Below are 16415 nucleotides of genomic sequence, written 5' to 3' on the forward strand. Positions count from 1 at the left end.
AGGGGCACCGGTGAGCGACCGACAGGATCCGTACGGGCCGCAGGACCCGTATGCCCACGACCCGTATGCCCGGGACCCGTATGCCCAGGAGCAACAGGGGCAGCCGGGCTACACCTATGACGCCTACGGGCAGCCGGTGTACCGCGACGCCTCGCAGCAGCCGTACCAGCAGTACGACCCGTACGGGCAGCAGTCCGCGCCCGCTCCGCCCGCCCCGTCTCCGTACGACGGCTACGACCCGTACCAGGGACAGCAGGAATACGGCTACGACGCGTCATACGGAGGCGGACAGCAACCCACCGGCTACTCACAGCAGTACGATCCGTACGCCCAGCCTCAGCAGCAGGAGTGGATCCCGCAGCAGGCCCCGCGGACGCCGTACGAGCAGGTTCCGTACGACGAGTCCCGCTACGGCCAGGGCGGGCCGCAGCAGTACGAGGAGCCGCGGCCGGCGCAGCGCCGCGCCCCGTCGGCGGGCGGCGCGGCGGAGAGCGGCGCCACGTCCCGTGCGTCCGGTGGCGCCGGCGCGTCGTCGGCCGCCCCGGAGTACCGCACCGAGCAGTTCTCCTTCATCGAGGAACCGGACGAGGACTCCGAAGACGTCATCGACTGGCTGAAGTTCACCGAGAGCCGCACCGAGCGGCGCGAGGAGGCCAAGCGCCGGGGCCGCAGCCGGATCGTCGCCCTGACCGTCGTGCTGGCCCTGGTGGTCGCCGGCGGCGTCGGCTATCTGTGGTGGGCGGGCAAGCTCCCCGGGCTGTCCGGCCAGGCCACCGGCCAGCAGGTCGCCGGAAAGGGCGAGAAGCGCGACGTCCTCGTGGTGCACCTGCGGGACACCAAGACCGGGAACAGTTCCACGGCGCTGCTCGTGGACAACGAGACCACCCACAAGGGCACCACCGTCCTCCTGCCCAACAATCTCGTCCTCGCCAAGGAGGACGGGACCCCCACCACCCTCGGCAAGTCCGTCAAGGACGAGGGCTCCGACGCGACCCGGGAGTCCCTCAACACCCTCCTCGGCGCCGGTCTCAAGGCCAGCTGGCGGCTGGACACCCCGTATCTGGAGAACCTCGTCGAGACGGTCGGCGGTATCTCCCTCGACACCGATGCCACCGTGCCCGGCGCCAAGAAGGGCGACTCCCCGCTGGTCAAGCAGGGCCGCGCACGGGACCTCAACGGGCAGGCGGCCGTCGCGTACGCCACCTACCAGGCGCGGGGCGAGTCCCAGGTCAAGCAGCTGGCCCGGTTCGGGCAGGTCATGCAGGCCACGCTGAAGAAGGTCTCCAGCGACGCGGACGGCGCCACCGCCATCGTGAAGGCGCTGCTGCAGGTGCTCGACCCGCCGCTCACCGAGGCCGAGCTGGGCAGCTCCCTGGCGCAGCGGGCCGAACTGGCGAAGACCGGCGCCTACCGCACCACCCTGCTGCCGGTGCAGGCGGACGGCACGCTCAGCCAGACGGCCTCGGACAGCGTCGTCAAGGACGTGCTCGGCGGCACCGTCAAGAACACCGACCCCGAGGCGACCGCCCGGGTCGCGGTCCGTAACGCCAGCGGCGCCCGGGACGCCACCGGAAAGGCGCAGGTCGCACTGGTCAACGGTGGCTACACCTTCGTCGACGACGGATCCGCGACGGCCGCCCGGACCACGTCCCAGGTGACCTACGCGGACGCCGGCCGGAAAGCGCGGGCCGAGGAGGTCGCCAAGACGCTGGGCCTGCCCGTGAGCGTGGTCAAGCAGGGCAAGGGCGCCTCGAACGCCGATGTCACCGTCGTCCTGGGGCAGGACTACAAGGGCTGAGCAAAGGTCCGGACGCGGGCCTGCCACCCGCCCCACCTGGGGTTCGGCCGGGACGGTCGGGCCCGGCCGGTGGGGCGGGCCCGATCGCGGACCGACGGGTGTGTTCGAAAAGCCATCCGGGGCTGTCGGTGGTCCGTGAGACCCTTGAGGGGTACCTGACCGCCGATCCGGCCACCCATGGCGGCGGTGGCGCGCCGCGACGCCGCCGCGAGCCGCCGCCCCGGCCGGAGACGCCGCCCCCGACCCGGAAAGCCGCTTGTGACCGCCACGGACCGTTCCATCGAGCTCATCAACGCCGCCGCCCAGGCAGCGGCCGACAAGCTCGCGCACGACATCATCGCCTACGACGTCAGCGACGTCCTCTCGATCACCGACGCCTTCCTGCTGGCCTCGGCCCCCAGTGACCGCCAGGTCAAGTCGATCGTCGACGAGATCGAGGAACGGCTCAACAAGGACCTCGGCGCCAAGCCGGTCCGCCGCGAAGGCGACCGCGAGGCCCGCTGGGTGCTGCTCGACTACGTCGACATCGTGGTGCACGTCCAGCACAGCGAGGAGCGCGTCTTCTACGCGCTGGAGCGCCTCTGGAAGGACTGCCCCGAGATCGACCTCCCCGAGGAGGCCAGGGCCACCCGGGGCAAGGCCGCTGAGTACGCCGAGGCCACCGCGGGTGAGCAGGACGGAGACCTGCGCTGAACGGCACCAAGCGCGACCGTGGTCGCCGCGTCGTCCTGTGGCGCCATGGCCAGACGGCCTGGAATCTGGAGCGCCGCTTCCAGGGATCCACGGACATCGAGCTGACGGAGGCGGGCCTCGGGCAGGCGCGCCGCTCGGCCCGGCTGCTCGCGGCCCTCAAGCCGGACGCCATCATCGCCTCCGACCTGCGGCGCGCCAGGGCGACGGCGCGCGAGCTGGCCGCCCTGACGCACCTCGACGTGACGTACGACGCCGCCCTGCGCGAGACGTACGCGGGCGCCTGGCAGGGGCTGACGCACGACGAGATCCTCGTGCGGTACGGCGAGCAGTACACCGCCTGGAAGCGCGGTGAGCCGGTGCGTCGCGGCGGCGGTGAGCTGGAGACCGAGGTCGCCGACCGGGCCGCCCCGTGTGTGCTCAACCACGCCGAGAAGCTGCCCGGGAACGGCACCCTGGTCGTCGTCAGCCACGGCGGCACGATACGCACCACCATCGGGCGGCTGCTCGGCCTGGACCCGCACCACTGGGAGGGTCTGGGCGGGCTGTCCAACTGCTGCTGGTCCGTGCTGGGCGAGGGCGCGCGCGGCTGGCGCCTGCTGGAGCACAACGCCGGCACCCTGCCGGAGCCGGTGCTCGGGGACGACGTCTGATCCCCGTATCCGGTCCCCGCGGCGGGAGCCCGGCCGACCGGATTTCACATCTGGGCAGGTCGCAGGCTAAAGTTCATCTTGTTCGCGGCGCCGCCGGGGGAAACCCGGAGGGCCCGGAACAAGACCCGGGGCTATAGCTCAGTTGGTAGAGCGCCTGCATGGCATGCAGGAGGTCAGGAGTTCAATTCTCCTTAGCTCCACAGCCCGGAAGATCCCGTCCCCGCCGTAGGGGGCGGGATCTCTGCGTTGGGCGACCGCTATGGCGGTGCCGGGCCTGGGCCTTCCGACCGCCCGCCTCTCCCCGGGGTGTTGGAGTTCGTACCCGCCGGCCTGGGTGGCGCGAAGGCGGGCCTGCCCCCTGCCGGTGGTCCGTGGCAGAATCGGACGGCGCTGCCAGGGGAGGAGATATCGCGATGCCCACGAGCATCCTTGAGGGGGTCAATGACCTGCTCGAAGTGGCCGAGGCGCAGGGGTACGACTGGCTGCCGGAATACGCGCTCCGCTTCACCTGTCCGCTCGACGGCCCCGGGGCCGTGTGCAGTGGAGGCAGTGATTCCGTCCTGCAGTGCCCCTCCTGTGGTTCCTCGCATGTCGCGCAGATGCTCGGCGACAACGGGGGGATTTCTTTTGTCTGTACGGCCTGCGGCCACAGTTGGAGCTGACTGATGGGCGCTCACAGCAGGAAATGCGACTGGTGCGGCAGCGGAACGCCGATCGTCCGTGACATGGAACCGGTCAACGCCGACTACCAGTACTGGTGCGAGGAATGCGCCAGAGCCCTGGTCATAAAGGGCGACCCCATCGAGACCTACCGGGAGCTCGACGGGGAACCGATCTACGGCCGGCTGCTGGACGAGCACTGCACGCTGAAGCGGTTCTATTCGTTCGCGACGGCGTGAGCCGGGTGTCCCGGGTGCGCCCGGTCCGGGATGGCGAGGACGAGCGGCGAGCAGTAGCGGTGAGGGGGAGCAGCGAGAGGTAGCGCCTGCCGCGCGCCCCGCTAACGCCCGTACACAGGTCGGGAGATGCCGCTCATCGTCGTCCGAGACCACGGCGACCGCAGGCAGGGAAGGGCGGCTGACGGCCTGTCATGCCACCGGAGGAGCGTGCGTACGGCCTTCGTCGGCCGAGCCGCCGGGGCTCCGGTCACGGCGCTCTCCGAGCCGCCACAGGCGGGCCGCGGTCAGTGCGAGCAGGGCCAGGCCGGCGAGCGGATAGCTGCCGGAGAGCAGCATCTGGGCGCCGTTCTGGTGGAGTTCCTCGTGCTGGTGCCAGCGGTGTGGCACCCACCACAGCGCGAACGAGCAGAACAGCAGGCCCATCGTGACGGTCGTCGTCCACCAGTGGCGGGCGGCGCTCCCGGTGTGGCGCAGCGCCTCGGAGCCGAGCAGGATCAGCATCGGTACGCTCCACACCCAGTGGTGCGACCAGGAGACCGGGCTGACCAGCAGCGCGGTCGCGGCGCAGGCGACGGCGGCCCAGGCGCGCCCTGGGCCTTCGGCCGGGGGCGCCCCCACCCCGCGCAACAGGGACCGTACGGCCAGGGTCAGCCCGAGCACCGCGGTCGGACCGGCCACCACGAGCCAGGCCGTGCCCGGGTCGTGGGTGTGCAGCAGCCGGGCGAGCGCGCCGCGCAGCGACTGGTTCGCGGTGATCTCCACCTCACCGACCCGGTCGGCGGCGAACACGATCTCCGTCCAGAAGCGGTGTGCGTCACGCGGCAGCACGAGCGCGGAGAGGGCGGCGGTGCCGAGGAAGGCCGCGATGGCGACGGCGGCCTGCCGCAGCCAGGGGTTCCAGGAGGCGCGTACCCCTGCGCCGGCGCGTATCCGCTGCCCGGCGCGGACGGCTCCGGCCAGCGCGAGAAAGACGGCGAACAGCGCGGGCGTGAGCTTTATGCCGGCCGCGATGCCGATGCCGATGCCCGCCCAGCGGTTGGTGTCCTTGCGGGTCAGATCCCACAGGACCAGCACCGCCAGGAGGAGGTTGATCTGGCCGTAGCGCAGCGTCGTCCACACCGGCTCGCACCACACCAGCAGGGCGGAGAGCGCGAGCGCCGCCGCAGGGCGGGGCAGCCGCCGGGGACGGCCCACCAGCCGCAGTGAGAGATGGACGAGGGTGACCAGCAGCAGGAGGTTGCCGGCGGTGGCCAGGGTCCGCATCGTCGGCACGCCGACCAACGTGAGCGGCGTGAACAGCAGCGCGGCGAAGGGCGGATAGGTGTTGGGCAGATGCGCCGAGGTCGCGACCATGTCGTAGAGGTCCTCGCCATTGCGGGCGGTCCAGCCCTCGGCGCGGTAGACCATGAGGTCGATCATCGTCACGTGGGCGAGGCGCTGGGCGGCCCAGAAGGCGGCGAAGGAGACGGCGCAGGCCACGGCCGCCGCCACGGTCGGGTGCCGGCGGACGAGGCCCCTGAGGGGGGCGGGGCCGCGGGGGGCGGCGGACTGTTCCAGCTCCAGCGCGGTCACGGCGTACGGCTCCCCAGGACGAATCGGGCACAGATCGCCGACAGTACCGCGCGTCGTGCCGGCGGGCCCCCGGGAGAACGATTTGGCGAAAGCCCCGGAGGGCCGTGTAATGTAGGCGATGCCGCAGCGGGGAGCCGCGGCGGAGCAGGACAAGGGGCTATAGCTCAGTTGGTAGAGCGCCTGCATGGCATGCAGGAGGTCAGGAGTTCAATTCTCCTTAGCTCCACAATATTCAGAGCGGGTCGTCCGAAGCGGGCGGCCCGCTCTGTTGTGCGCTGCGACAGATCCGGGCATACGGGCGCGGAGTTCCTCCCCGGGCGAGCTGATATCCGGTCAACGGGAGATCGCGGATGATGAGTTGCCGTTCCCGTACAGGCGCAGGGCCGGCGACGCCGTCAGGCCCGGACAGGGGCGCGTCCGCGTGGCGGAATCCTCGGCGCGGCCCCGTGGCACCCTGCGGTACCCTGACGCCATGCGTGCCGTACGCCTTCTGCTTAGCGGGCCGCGCTGATCAGTTCCGACCGGGCCATCCGCTGTGGCCGCCCGGGTCGGCATCGGCGCGGCGTCCCCTCCTGTGCGAGGGGCATTTTTGTTTCGGCGGGAACCGTGTCGCAGCAGCCGCAGGCAGAGACGATCGATGGAGCTTTAGGACGATGAGCGAGACGACTACCTCCCCCGCTGCCCATGGCGCGGGCGGTGCCCCCGCCGAGGTGGCTCCGCACCGCTATACGGCCGCGCTGGCCGCCGACATCGAGGCACGCTGGCAGGACTTCTGGGATGCGCAGGGGACCTACGAGGCCCCGAATCCAGGGGGAGGTGACCTGGCGGGCGACGCCGCGCTGGTCGCCCGCCCCAAGAAGTTCATCATGGACATGTTCCCCTACCCGTCGGGCGCCGGTCTGCACGTCGGCCACCCCCTGGGGTTCATCGCCACCGACGTCTACGCCCGCTACCAGCGGATGACCGGCCACAACGTCCTGCACACCCTGGGCTTCGACGCCTTCGGACTGCCCGCCGAGCAGTACGCCGTACAGACCGGCACCCACCCGCGGGTCTCCACCGAGGCCAACATCGTCAATATGCGGCGCCAGCTGCGCCGCCTGGGGCTGGGCCACGACCAGCGCCGTTCGGTCGAGACGATCGACCCCGCGTACTACAAGTGGACGCAGTGGATCTTCCTGCAGATCTTCAACTCCTGGTACGACCCGGAGGCGGACGCGGCGCGGCCGATCGACACTCTGGTCGCGCAGTTCGAGGCCGGCACCCGGCGGACCCCCGACGGCCGTCCCTGGGCGGAGCTGAGCAATGCCGAGCGGGCCGGCGTCCTGGGCGAGTACCGCCTGGCGTACGCCTCGGACGCGCCGGTGAACTGGTGCCCCGGGCTGGGCACCGTACTGGCCAATGAGGAGGTCACCGCCGACGGCCGGTCCGAGCGCGGCAACTTCCCGGTCTTCAAGGCCAAGCTGCGCCAGTGGAACATGCGCATCACCGCCTACGCCGACCGGCTGCTGAACGACCTGGACGCGCTGGACTGGCCGGAGGCCATCAAGCTGCAGCAGCGCAACTGGATCGGCCGCTCCGAGGGTGCGCGCGTCGACTTCCCGGTGGGCGACGAAAAGATCATCGTGTTCACCACTCGCCAGGACACCCTGTTCGGCGCGACGTACATGGTGCTGGCCCCGGAGCACCCGCTGGTCGCGGGCGAGAACGGCAACGGCTCCCTGGTGCCGGACGCCTGGCCCGAGGGCACCCACGAGGTGTGGACCGGCGGTCATGCCACCCCGGCCCAGGCGGTCGACGCGTACCGCAAGCAGGCCGCCGCCAAGTCGGACATCGAGCGGCAGGCCGAGGCCAAGGACAAGACCGGCGTCTTCACCGGCGTGTACGCCACCAACCCGGTCAGCGGCGAGCCGGTGCCGGTCTTCATCGCGGACTACGTCCTGATGGGCTACGGCACCGGCGCGATCATGGCGGTGCCCGCCCACGACAGCCGTGACTTCGCCTTCGCCCGGGCCTTCGAGCTGCCGATGCGCTGCGTCGTGGAGCCGTCCGATGGTCGTGGCACCGACCCGTCGACCTGGGACGACGCCTTCTCCTCGTACGACGCGAAGATCGTCAATTCGTCCGACACGGAGATCACGCTCGACGGCCTGGGCGTGGCCGAGGCCAAGGCGAAGATCACCGACTGGCTGGCCGCCAAGGGCATCGGCGAGGGCACCGTCAACTTTCGGCTGCGCGACTGGCTGTTCAGCCGGCAGCGCTACTGGGGCGAGCCGTTCCCGATCGTCTACGACGAGGACGGCGTGGCGCACGCGCTGCCCGAGTCGATGCTGCCGCTGGAGCTGCCGGAGGTCGAGGACTACTCGCCGCGCACCTTCGACCCGGACGACGCCGACACCCAGCCGGAGACGCCGCTGTCCCGCAACGAGGGCTGGGTCAACGTCGAGCTGGACCTGGGCGACGGCGTCAAGCGCTACCGCCGGGAGACCAACACCATGCCCAACTGGGCGGGTTCGTGCTGGTACGAGATGCGCTACCTGGACCCGAACAACGCCGACGCGATGGTCGAGCCGGGTGTCGAGCAGTACTGGATGGGGCCGCGCGAGGGGCAGCCGCTCGGCGGTGTCGACCTGTACGTGGGCGGCGCGGAGCACGCCGTACTGCACCTGCTGTACGCCCGTTTCTGGTCCAAGGTGCTGCACGACCTGGGCCACATCTCGTCGTGCGAGCCGTTCCACAAGCTCTACAACCAGGGCATGATCCAGGCGTTCGTGTACCGGGACAGCCGTGGTATCGCCGTCCCCGCCGCCGAGGTCGAGGAGCGCGACGGCGCGTACTACTACAAGGGCGACAAGGTCAGCCGTGTCCTGGGCAAGATGGGCAAGTCCCTGAAGAACGCCGTCACCCCGGACGAGATCTGCGCCGAATTCGGCGCGGACACACTGCGGCTGTACGAAATGGCGATGGGCCCGCTGGATGTGTCCCGTCCGTGGGACACCCGCGCGGTCGTCGGCCAGTACCGCCTGCTGCAGCGTCTGTGGCGCAACATCGTGGACGAGGCGACCGGCGAGGTCACCGTCGTCGACACGGAGCCGGACGAGGCCACTCTGCGCGCGCTGCACAAGGCGATCGACGGCGTCACCCAGGACATGGCGAACCTGCGCTTCAACACCGCCATCGCCAAGGTGACCGAGCTGAACAACCACCTGACCAAGGCGGGCAACCCGGTGCCGCGCACCGTCGCCGAGCGGCTGGTGCTGCTGATCGCCCCGCTGGCGCCGCATATCGCCGAGGAACTGTGGCGCAAGCTGGGCCACACCGAGACGATCGTGCACGCGGACTTTCCGGTGGCCGACCCGGCGTACGTCGTGGACGAGGCGGTGACCTGTGTCGTGCAGGTCAAGGGCAAGGTCAAGGCCCGCCTGGAGGTCGCGCCGTCGATCTCCGACGCGGACCTGGAGACGGCCGCGCTGGCGGAGCCGGCCGTGGTCGCCGCGCTCGGCGGCGCAGGCATCCGGAAGGTGATCGTCCGGGCGCCGAAGCTGGTCAATATCGTCCCGGCATAGCGGCCGGGCCGTGCCACGGCGGCGCTTCGGGCGCAGTACACCCGCGGTATAGGTGCTTTCCCCTACGGGCAGGTTAGGGGTTCGAAGGGAACCCCCGACCTGCCCGAGCCGTTACCGTGGAGACACAGGGCGCGGGCGTACGAACCGGCGCCGCCGAGACGTCTGGGGGACACCCATGGAAGTCGCTGTCGCGATCTTCGCGCTGCTCTTCGTGCTGTTCGTGGCGGCGGGGGTGTTCGTCGCCGTCAAGGCCGTCCAGGCGGCCAAGCGCGGCGTGGACCGCACGGTCGCCCAGGCCCGCAGAACCGTCGAGGACACCAGCCTGCGGGCCCGGCAGTACACCCAGCCCGGCGTGACCGGCGAGCTGGCGCAGCTGCGGCTGTCGCTGCGTACGTCCATGCGGGCCACCCAGGAGGCGCTGCGCACCGGTGCCCAGGAGGATGCCTCGCTCAGCGAGTCCCTGCGCCTCTTCGAGCAGCTCAGCGCCCATGGCCATGAGCTGGACGACGAGCTGAGGCGGCTGGAGCGGGAGCCCGACAAGGCCACCATCGCCGCCCGGCTGCCGGGCCTGAGGGAGCGCATGGAGCGGATCACGCACTCCGCGGAGTCGCTGCGCTGGGCGGCGCGCGACCGGGCCCGGAAGTTCGCGGACGACGGTCTGGCCGCGCTGAGCGACCAGATCGACATGGAGGCGGGGGCGCTGCGGCACTGGACGCGGGAGCCGTCGGTGGACGGAACCGCAGGGGTCGGCGACGGTACGGCAGGAGCTTCCGGGGGCGGTGCGCGGCCCGGTGCGGCTGACGGCTCGTACTCCTGGGGGCCTGCGGGCGAGGAGCCGTCGGATGCGGAAGCACCGCCGGCGATCACGGCCAAGGACCCGCGGACCCAACCGTCCTACCCGTGGCAGAAGGCCCCGAGGACGGAGGGCACTTCCCCCTGAGGGGGCGTACCCGAAGGGGCGACATCGGGGGTGGGGCGGGGTGGGGCTGGGCCTTCGGGGGCGAAGTCTTGGTGGGGGCGGGGTCTTCGGGGGGCGAAGTCTTGACGGCACCGCCCGGGGGCACTTGGCATAGCCTTGACGCGCCTTGGAAGATCTTGGGGTGGGCCCGCACTGTCGGGCTTCGGGATGGCCGGATAATCTCCCAGTCATGTCCCGCCATGTCGCGATCGTCACCGATTCCACGGCCTACCTGCCGCGGGCGGCAATTGAGCGTCACCGCATCACGGTTGTGCCGCTGACCGTCGTCCTGGGGGACCAGGCACTCGAAGAGGGCACCGAGATCTCCGCGAGATCCCTCGCCGAGGCGCTCCAGAAGCACCGGCCGGTGACGACCTCACGTCCCAGCCGCGCGACCTTCGAGGAGACCTATCGCGCGGTCGCCGCGGACGGCGCGCGCAGCATCATCTCCCTCCACCTCACCTCGGAGTTCTCCGGCACCTACGACGCGGCGGTGCTCGCGGCCAAGGACGCCCCGGTTCCGGTACGCGTCGTGGACACCGGAATGGTCGCGATGGCCCTCGGCTTCTGCGCCCTCGCCGCCGCGGAGACGGCGGAGGCCGGCGGGGACGTGGACGAGGCGGTGGCGGCCGCGGAGAAGCGTGCCTCCGGGACCTCCGCCTATTTCTACGTCGACACTCTGGACTATCTGCGGCGCGGTGGCCGGATAGGCGCTGCCCAGGCACTGCTGGGCTCGGCGCTCGCCGTCAAGCCGATCCTCCAACTGGCCGACGGGCGGATCGAATTGCGGGAGAAGGTCCGTACCGCGTCCAAGGCCATCGCGCGGCTGGAGGAGATCGCCGCGGAACGGGCCGGGGAGGGGCAGGTCGATATCGCGGTGCACCATCTCGCGGCGGCGGAACGGGCGGACGCGCTGGCGCAGCGGTTGCGCGACCGGGTGCCGGGGCTGAACGAGCTGCATGTGAGCGAGGTGGGCGCGGTCATCGGCGCGCACACGGGGCCGGGGCTGCTGGGGGCCGTGGTGTCGCCGCGGTGAGAGGGCATGGCCGGCTGCCCCGTGGGTGAGGGAGTTATCCACAACTGGCGGGTTATCCACGGGAATTGACGCTGATCGGCGGGATCGGCGTGCGGTGTTTAGCGTCGAGTGCATGACTTCTCGATCAGGTTCTGTGGGGTCGCCGGGGGCGTTCGTCGCGTCGGGTTCGGTCGGTTCGTTGGCTTCGCCGGCTCCGTCTGCATCATCCGTCTCATCCGCGCTATCCGCCCTGTCCACTTCTTCCACCTCGTCTGCCTCATCCGCCTCGTTTCCTCCGTCCGCTGCGTCTCGCTCCTCGGCTCGGTCAGGTGGCGCGAGTGCCGGGCCTGGCCGGGCCGTCGGCTCCGACCCGCGCGTTCGGCATCGTCAGCGGGAGCGGGCGCGCCGGCTCCGGCTTGGGACGGGGCGTGCCGAGCGGCGCCGAGATGCCACGGAGGCGGTGCGGGCGCGGGCCGCCGCGCTCTTCGCGGAGGGGAGTGGCGGTGGGGAGGGGAGCGGCGGTCTCGGTGTCGGACCTGCCGTCCATGCCTCACCCGCCGCCTCCGCCGGCCCCGTCGGCCCTGTGGAGCCGCCCGATGTGCCCGAGCCACCGGAGCGGTCGCACAACCCGTCGGGTGCGCGGCGCTGGCGGCGAGCGCGGCTTGCGGTACGCGAACGGCTCCCGCTGTGGGTGCAGTTACGGTGCGGAACGGATCCCAAGGCGGTCGCCGCTCTGGTCGTGGTGCTCGTGGTGGCCGTGGGCTTCGCCGTCCACCACTTCTGGGCCGCGCGCCCCGAGCAGGTACGCGCCCCCGCGGCCGACCGCGGTGTGACGGCGCCTGGCCCCGACTCCCGGCAGCCCCCGCGGCTGTCGCCGTCACCGGTGTCGTCACCGGCCTCGGTGGCGAACGGTCCGCCGGGCGGCGCGGATCGGCGGCTGGTCGTCGATGTCACCGGCAAGGTCCGCAGGCCCGGCATTCACCGGCTGCCTCCGGGGTCCCGGGTCACCGATGCGCTACGGGCCGCGGGCGGTGTGCTGCGCGGTGCGAGCCTGCGGGGGCTGAACCGGGCGCGGCTGCTCGCCGACGGTGAGCAGATCGTGGTCGGGGCCGAAGGGGCGGTGGGGGCCGGTGCAAGTGGTGGTCAGGCCGCTGCCGGGAGCTCGGTCAACGGTGCGCCAGGCACCGGAGCCGGGCCGAGAGGTCCGGTGAGCCTCAGCACGGCGACCGAGCAGCAGCTGGACACCCTGCCCGGAGTGGGGCCCGTCCTCGCCCGGCACATCATCGAATTCCGCAGCCGGCACGGCGGGTTCACATCCGTGGACCAGCTTCGTCAGGTGACCGGAATCGGTGATCGCCGGTTCGCCGAGCTGCGTCCCCTGGTGCAGCCATGACCGCCACCCGCGCCACGGTGCACGCCTCGGCGACATCGCCTTACGGTGCCTCGGATCCGCGCCAGGAGGGCCCCGTCGATCTGCGGCTGATCGCGCCCGCGCTGGCGGCCTGGGCAGCCGCGGCGATCGCCCTGGGCGCCCCGGGCGGCGGGATTGCGGTGGCCTGTGCCGTAGCGGTCGTCCTGGCGGCCGTGGCGTGGCGCGTGGCTCGGCGCAGAGCGGAGTGTGCGGCGGTGCCCGAGGCGGCAGGCGTCGGGCAGGCGTCCGGGCCGCGGCGGCCCGCTGCTCCCCGCCTCTGGTCGGCCGGCGCGTTGGCCGCGATCGCGGCGGTGCTGCTCTGTGCCGCTGCGGGGGCCGCTTCCGCGGCGCTGCATGCGGCGGATCTGCGACGTGGACCGCTGCCCGCTTGGGCACAGCGGTACGCCCGGCTCACGGTCGAGCTGGAGGTGACCGGCGACCCACGGCTGACCCGGCCCAAGGTACGCGGGTCCCACCGGACGCCCCCGGCACTGGTGTTCACCGCCGACGCCGTGCGCGTCACCGCTCCGGACGGCGTGGTGACGGCCGCTCGCACACCGGCCCTGGTCGTCGTACAGCAACGTGGAGGGAACGGCGGGGGCACGCCGTCGAAGCCGGAGGCCGCGCCACAGGACCCGGGCCCCCGTGGCGAGGAGCGTGGCGGGCCTTCCCGGGGATGGCGCGGGTTGCTGCCGTCGACCCGCATCCGTGTGGTGGCCCGCGCCGCCCCGCCGATGTCGCCGGGCGACCAGGTGGCCGCGGTGCTCCGTGTCAGCGCCGACACGCCGCCGCTCACGGTCAGCCCGCCGTCCGTCCTGCAGCGGCTGGCCGGGAGTCTGCGCGCCGGGCTCCGGGAGGCCACCGAGGAGCTGAGCCCCGATGCCCGTGCGCTGCTGCCCGGACTCGTCGTCGGGGACACCTCCCGGGTGCCGCCGGACCTCGACGACGCCTTCCGCGCCACGGACCTGACGCATCTGCTGGCCGTCTCCGGCAGCAATCTGACCATTGTGCTCGCCCTGCTGATCGGCCCGCCCCATCTCGCGGTACGTTCCGAACGCCGCGGGCTGGCACCGCGCCTGGGCCTGTCGCTGCGCGGCACCGCCATGATCGGCGGTGCGCTCGCGCTCGTCTTCGTGGTGGTGTGCCGCCCGGACCCGAGCGTGCTGCGGGCCGCCGCCTGCGGGCTGATCACGCTGCTCGCGATCGGCTCCGGCCGCCGCCGCTCGCTGCTTCCCGCGCTCGCCGCCGCCGTTCTGCTCCTCGTCCTGTACGATCCCTGGCTCGCGCGCAGTTATGGCTTCCTGCTCTCCGTACTGGCCACGGGCGCGCTGCTGCTGCTCGCCCCGCGCTGGAGTGCCGCTCTCCAGCGCCGCCGTATGCCGCCCCGTCTCGCCGAGGTGATCGCCGCTGCGGCCGCCGCGCAGGCGGTCTGCGCACCCGTTGGCGCGGTGATCGCCGCCCGGGTCGGGCTGGTCGCGGTGCCCTGCAACCTGCTGGCCGAGCTGGCCGTGGTCCCCGCGACCGTCCTCGGCTTCGCGGCCCTCGCCGTGGCCCCGGTTGCGCCACCGGTCGCCGAGGCGCTGGCTTGGTGCGCGGGCTGGCCCGCCGAGTGGATCGCCGGAATCGCCCGCACGGGGGCGGCGCTGCCGGGCGCGGAGTTGGGATGGCCGGGCGGCTGGGCGGGCGGGCTGCTGCTGGCGGCCGTCACCGTCGCCCTGGTGCTGGTGGGCCGAAGGCTGTTGCGCCGCCGGTGGTTGTGTGTGGTCTGTGTGCTGGCCCTGGTGGTGGCGATCTGGCGCCCGCCCCCGGTTACCCGGGTTCTCACGGGATGGCCGCCGCCCGGGTGGCGGGCCGTGGTCTGCGATGTCGGGCAGGGGGACGGCCTGGTCCTGGCGGCCGGGGACGGTACGGCGCTGGTTGTCGACACCGGACCCGAGCCGCGCGCCATCGACCGCTGCCTCACCGATCTGGGCATCCGCCGTATCCCGCTCCTCGTCCTGACGCATTTTCACGCCGACCATGTGGACGGGCTTCCCGGCGCGCTCCGCGGCCGTTCGGTCGGTGCGATCGAGACCACGACCCTGCAAGAGCCCCCAGGACAGGTTGCGTTCGTACGCGCCACGGCCGCGGCCGCCCGGGTGCCGGTGATCCGCGCCGTATCGGGGGAACGGCGCCGTCTGGGACCGCTCACCTGGGAAGTCCTCTGGCCGCCGCGCCCCCGCACGTCCGAGGTGTCGACGCCGTCCCCTCCCTCACCGGCCGACCACGGGCCCAACGACGCCAGCGTCACCCTGCTCGTCCGTACCGGTGGGCTCACCCTCCTGTTGCTCGGCGACCTTGAACCACCCGCCCAGCAAGCCCTGTTGGACACTCATCCGGAGCTGCCCGCCGTCGACGTCCTCAAGGTGGCGCACCACGGCTCCGCGTATCAGGACCCGGAGCTGATCCGCAGGCTGGCCCCGCGTCTGGCGCTGGTCTCGGCCGGTTCCGGTAACCCGTACGGTCATCCGGCGCCGCGCACCATCGGAGCGCTGCGCGCGCAGGGCGCCGGGGTGCTGCGCACCGACACCGATGGTGCCATCGCGGTGCTCGGCACCCGGGAGCGGCTCTCCGTGACGGTCAGCGGACGCCGGCGAGCCACCTGCCGCCGCGCCCGGGACCGCTGTGCGGCATCCCGTCGCCGCTCCCGGGCCCCGCCCCTTGGGCCCGGGGCCCGGCCGCCCGGAGTCCTGCCTCGGCGCTCCGCCCGGACCTGCCCCGGTGCCTCGCCCCGGTACTCCGCCCGGTGTCCGCCCGCGCCCCGTGAACCCGTCCCCGTACATCAGGGTCCGTAGACTCCAGGTGATGAGCATCAGTGATGAGGCCGAGTGGGGCCTGCGCTGAAGAACGGCCCCCACTGCACCCGATGCACCTGATGGACGCACACCTGAGAAAGGGCATGTGATGGATGACACCGCCATCGATGCCTACCTGCACCGCATCGGCGCCGACCGCCCGGCGTCCCCCGATGCCGAGGCGCTGCGCATGCTGCACCTGTGCCATCTGCGCAGCGTCCCCTTCGAGAACCTCTCCATCCACCTCGGTGAGGAGATCGTGCTCGCGGAGCAGCCGCTGCTGGACAAGATCGTCGGCGCCCTGCGCGGTGGCTTCTGCTACGAGCTCAACGGCGCTTTCGCCGTCCTGCTCGGCGGCCTGGGCCATGCCGTCGAGCTGCTGTCCGCCAGGGTCTTCGGACCGGACGGCTGGGGCATCCCGTACGACCACCTCGCGCTGCGCGTGCACACGCCCGGTGGGCCGTGGCTCGCGGACGTCGGCTTCGGCAAGCACAGCCACTATCCGTTGCGCTTGGACAGCCGGGTCGATCAGCCCGATCCCGGCGGCGTCTTCCGCATCGAGGAGACGCCCGACGGCGACCTCGACGTCCTCCGGGACGGCGCCCCGCAGTACCGCCTCGAACAACGGCCGCGCGCACTGGCCGACTTCGAGGCCGGCTGCTGGTGGCACCGCACCTCGCCCAGATCCCACTTCACCCGGTCCCTGATCTGCTCACGGCTGACGGAGACCGGCCGGATCACCCTCTCCGGCCGTAAGCTCGTGATCACCGGGGCGGACGGCGCGCGTGACGAACGGGAGCTGGACGAGCCGGAGCTCCTCCCCGCCTACCGGACCCATTTCGGCATCGCCGTGGACCGGATTCCGAGGCTGGGCCGGGCATCGGTGCCGGGCCGGACTCCGGTGCCGGGCCGGACTCCGGTGCCGGGCCGGTCACCGGCGTCGGGCGCACCCGGCCAACGGCCACCGGCCGACCGCTAGTCACCAGCCGCCGACCCCCGGCCGTTGGTCCCTGGCCGCC

General features: G+C 72.1%; 13 protein-coding genes and 2 tRNA genes. 13 read left to right on the top strand and 2 right to left on the bottom strand.

The window, feature by feature from the left end:
- The first annotated feature begins 10 nt into the window (after positions 1-10).
- The 6 genes from K9S39_RS29280 (at position 11) to K9S39_RS29305 (ending at position 4040) form a co-directional block, all read left to right on the top strand.
- Positions 11-1798, top strand: a complete 1788-nt coding sequence (locus tag K9S39_RS29280) for an LCP family protein (protein ID WP_248866342.1) — start codon at positions 11-13, stop codon at positions 1796-1798.
- A 258-nt stretch (positions 1799-2056) separates the two neighbouring features.
- Positions 2057-2491, top strand: coding sequence for a ribosome silencing factor (rsfS, locus tag K9S39_RS29285; RefSeq protein WP_248866343.1), 435 nt, complete (start codon positions 2057-2059; stop codon positions 2489-2491).
- Positions 2488-3141 (top strand): histidine phosphatase family protein, encoded by a 654-nt coding sequence (locus tag K9S39_RS29290; RefSeq protein ID WP_248869018.1) that lies wholly within the window; start codon positions 2488-2490, stop codon positions 3139-3141. The genes rsfS and K9S39_RS29290 overlap by 4 nt, the downstream gene beginning before the upstream one ends.
- 127 nt (positions 3142-3268) lie before the next feature.
- A tRNA-Ala gene (locus K9S39_RS29295) sits at positions 3269-3341 on the top strand.
- A gap of 213 nt (positions 3342-3554) precedes the next feature.
- Entirely contained in the window at positions 3555-3803 is a 249-nt protein-coding gene (locus K9S39_RS29300; RefSeq protein ID WP_248866344.1) for a hypothetical protein, read from the top strand.
- Positions 3804-3806: 3 nt separating this feature from the next.
- Positions 3807-4040, top strand: coding sequence for a hypothetical protein (locus tag K9S39_RS29305; RefSeq protein ID WP_004571982.1), 234 nt, complete (start codon positions 3807-3809; stop codon positions 4038-4040).
- A gap of 189 nt (positions 4041-4229) precedes the next feature.
- Here K9S39_RS29305 and K9S39_RS29310 read toward each other — a convergent pair whose 3' ends face one another.
- Complete coding sequence (locus K9S39_RS29310) at positions 4230-5612, bottom strand: glycosyltransferase 87 family protein (protein ID WP_248866345.1); 1383 nt, start codon at positions 5610-5612, stop codon at positions 4230-4232.
- Between the two features lie 153 nt (positions 5613-5765).
- On the opposite strand from K9S39_RS29310, the gene K9S39_RS29315 reads away from it, so the two are divergent.
- From K9S39_RS29315 to K9S39_RS29330, 4 genes are all read left to right on the top strand, one after another.
- Positions 5766-5838, top strand: a tRNA-Ala gene (locus tag K9S39_RS29315).
- A 427-nt stretch (positions 5839-6265) separates the two neighbouring features.
- Positions 6266-9178 (top strand): leucine--tRNA ligase, encoded by a 2913-nt coding sequence (locus K9S39_RS29320; protein WP_248866346.1) that lies wholly within the window; start codon positions 6266-6268, stop codon positions 9176-9178.
- A gap of 175 nt (positions 9179-9353) precedes the next feature.
- Positions 9354-10118 (top strand): hypothetical protein, encoded by a 765-nt coding sequence (locus K9S39_RS29325; protein ID WP_248866347.1) that lies wholly within the window; start codon positions 9354-9356, stop codon positions 10116-10118.
- A 208-nt stretch (positions 10119-10326) separates the two neighbouring features.
- The gene (locus tag K9S39_RS29330; protein ID WP_248866348.1) at positions 10327-11172 is read left to right on the top strand and encodes a DegV family protein; all 846 of its coding nucleotides are present in this window, start codon (positions 10327-10329) and stop codon (positions 11170-11172) included.
- Between the two features lie 304 nt (positions 11173-11476).
- Here the strand turns inward: K9S39_RS29330 and K9S39_RS42490 are convergent, their stop codons facing one another.
- On the bottom strand, positions 11477-11698 hold the full coding sequence (locus K9S39_RS42490) for a hypothetical protein (protein ID WP_319949591.1): 222 nt from the start codon (positions 11696-11698) through the stop codon (positions 11477-11479).
- A gap of 51 nt (positions 11699-11749) precedes the next feature.
- On the opposite strand from K9S39_RS42490, the gene K9S39_RS29335 reads away from it, so the two are divergent.
- The 3 genes from K9S39_RS29335 to K9S39_RS29345 all read left to right on the top strand — a co-directional run bounded on the left by K9S39_RS29335 (position 11750) and on the right by K9S39_RS29345 (position 16375).
- The gene (locus K9S39_RS29335; protein ID WP_319949592.1) at positions 11750-12544 is read left to right on the top strand and encodes a ComEA family DNA-binding protein; all 795 of its coding nucleotides are present in this window, start codon (positions 11750-11752) and stop codon (positions 12542-12544) included.
- Positions 12541-15396: a ComEC/Rec2 family competence protein gene (locus K9S39_RS29340; protein ID WP_248866349.1), complete on the top strand. Its 2856-nt coding sequence runs from the start codon at positions 12541-12543 to the stop codon at positions 15394-15396. The genes K9S39_RS29335 and K9S39_RS29340 overlap by 4 nt, the downstream gene beginning before the upstream one ends.
- Positions 15397-15505: 109 nt before the next feature.
- Complete coding sequence (locus K9S39_RS29345; protein WP_248866350.1) at positions 15506-16375, top strand: arylamine N-acetyltransferase family protein; 870 nt, start codon at positions 15506-15508, stop codon at positions 16373-16375.
- The last annotated feature ends 40 nt before the right edge of the window (positions 16376-16415 follow it).

The organism is Streptomyces halobius (assembly GCF_023277745.1).
Classification (GTDB): domain Bacteria; phylum Actinomycetota; class Actinomycetes; order Streptomycetales; family Streptomycetaceae; genus Streptomyces; species Streptomyces halobius.

Bases quoted from the DNA above. Each gene is read 5' to 3' on its own strand.
- K9S39_RS29300 (WP_248866344.1), top strand. From the start codon at position 3,555: ATGCCCACGAGCATCCTTGAGGGGGTCAATGACCTGCTCGAAGTGGCC.
- K9S39_RS29305 (WP_004571982.1), top strand. From the start codon at position 3,807: ATGGGCGCTCACAGCAGGAAATGCGACTGGTGCGGCAGCGGAACGCCG.
- K9S39_RS29320 (WP_248866346.1), top strand. From the start codon at position 6,266: ATGAGCGAGACGACTACCTCCCCCGCTGCCCATGGCGCGGGCGGTGCC.
- K9S39_RS29325 (WP_248866347.1), top strand. From the start codon at position 9,354: ATGGAAGTCGCTGTCGCGATCTTCGCGCTGCTCTTCGTGCTGTTCGTG.
- K9S39_RS29330 (WP_248866348.1), top strand. From the start codon at position 10,327: ATGTCCCGCCATGTCGCGATCGTCACCGATTCCACGGCCTACCTGCCG.
- K9S39_RS42490 (WP_319949591.1), bottom strand. From the start codon at position 11,698: ATGGACGGCAGGTCCGACACCGAGACCGCCGCTCCCCTCCCCACCGCC.
- K9S39_RS29340 (WP_248866349.1), top strand. From the start codon at position 12,541: ATGACCGCCACCCGCGCCACGGTGCACGCCTCGGCGACATCGCCTTAC.
- K9S39_RS29345 (WP_248866350.1), top strand. From the start codon at position 15,506: ATGGATGACACCGCCATCGATGCCTACCTGCACCGCATCGGCGCCGAC.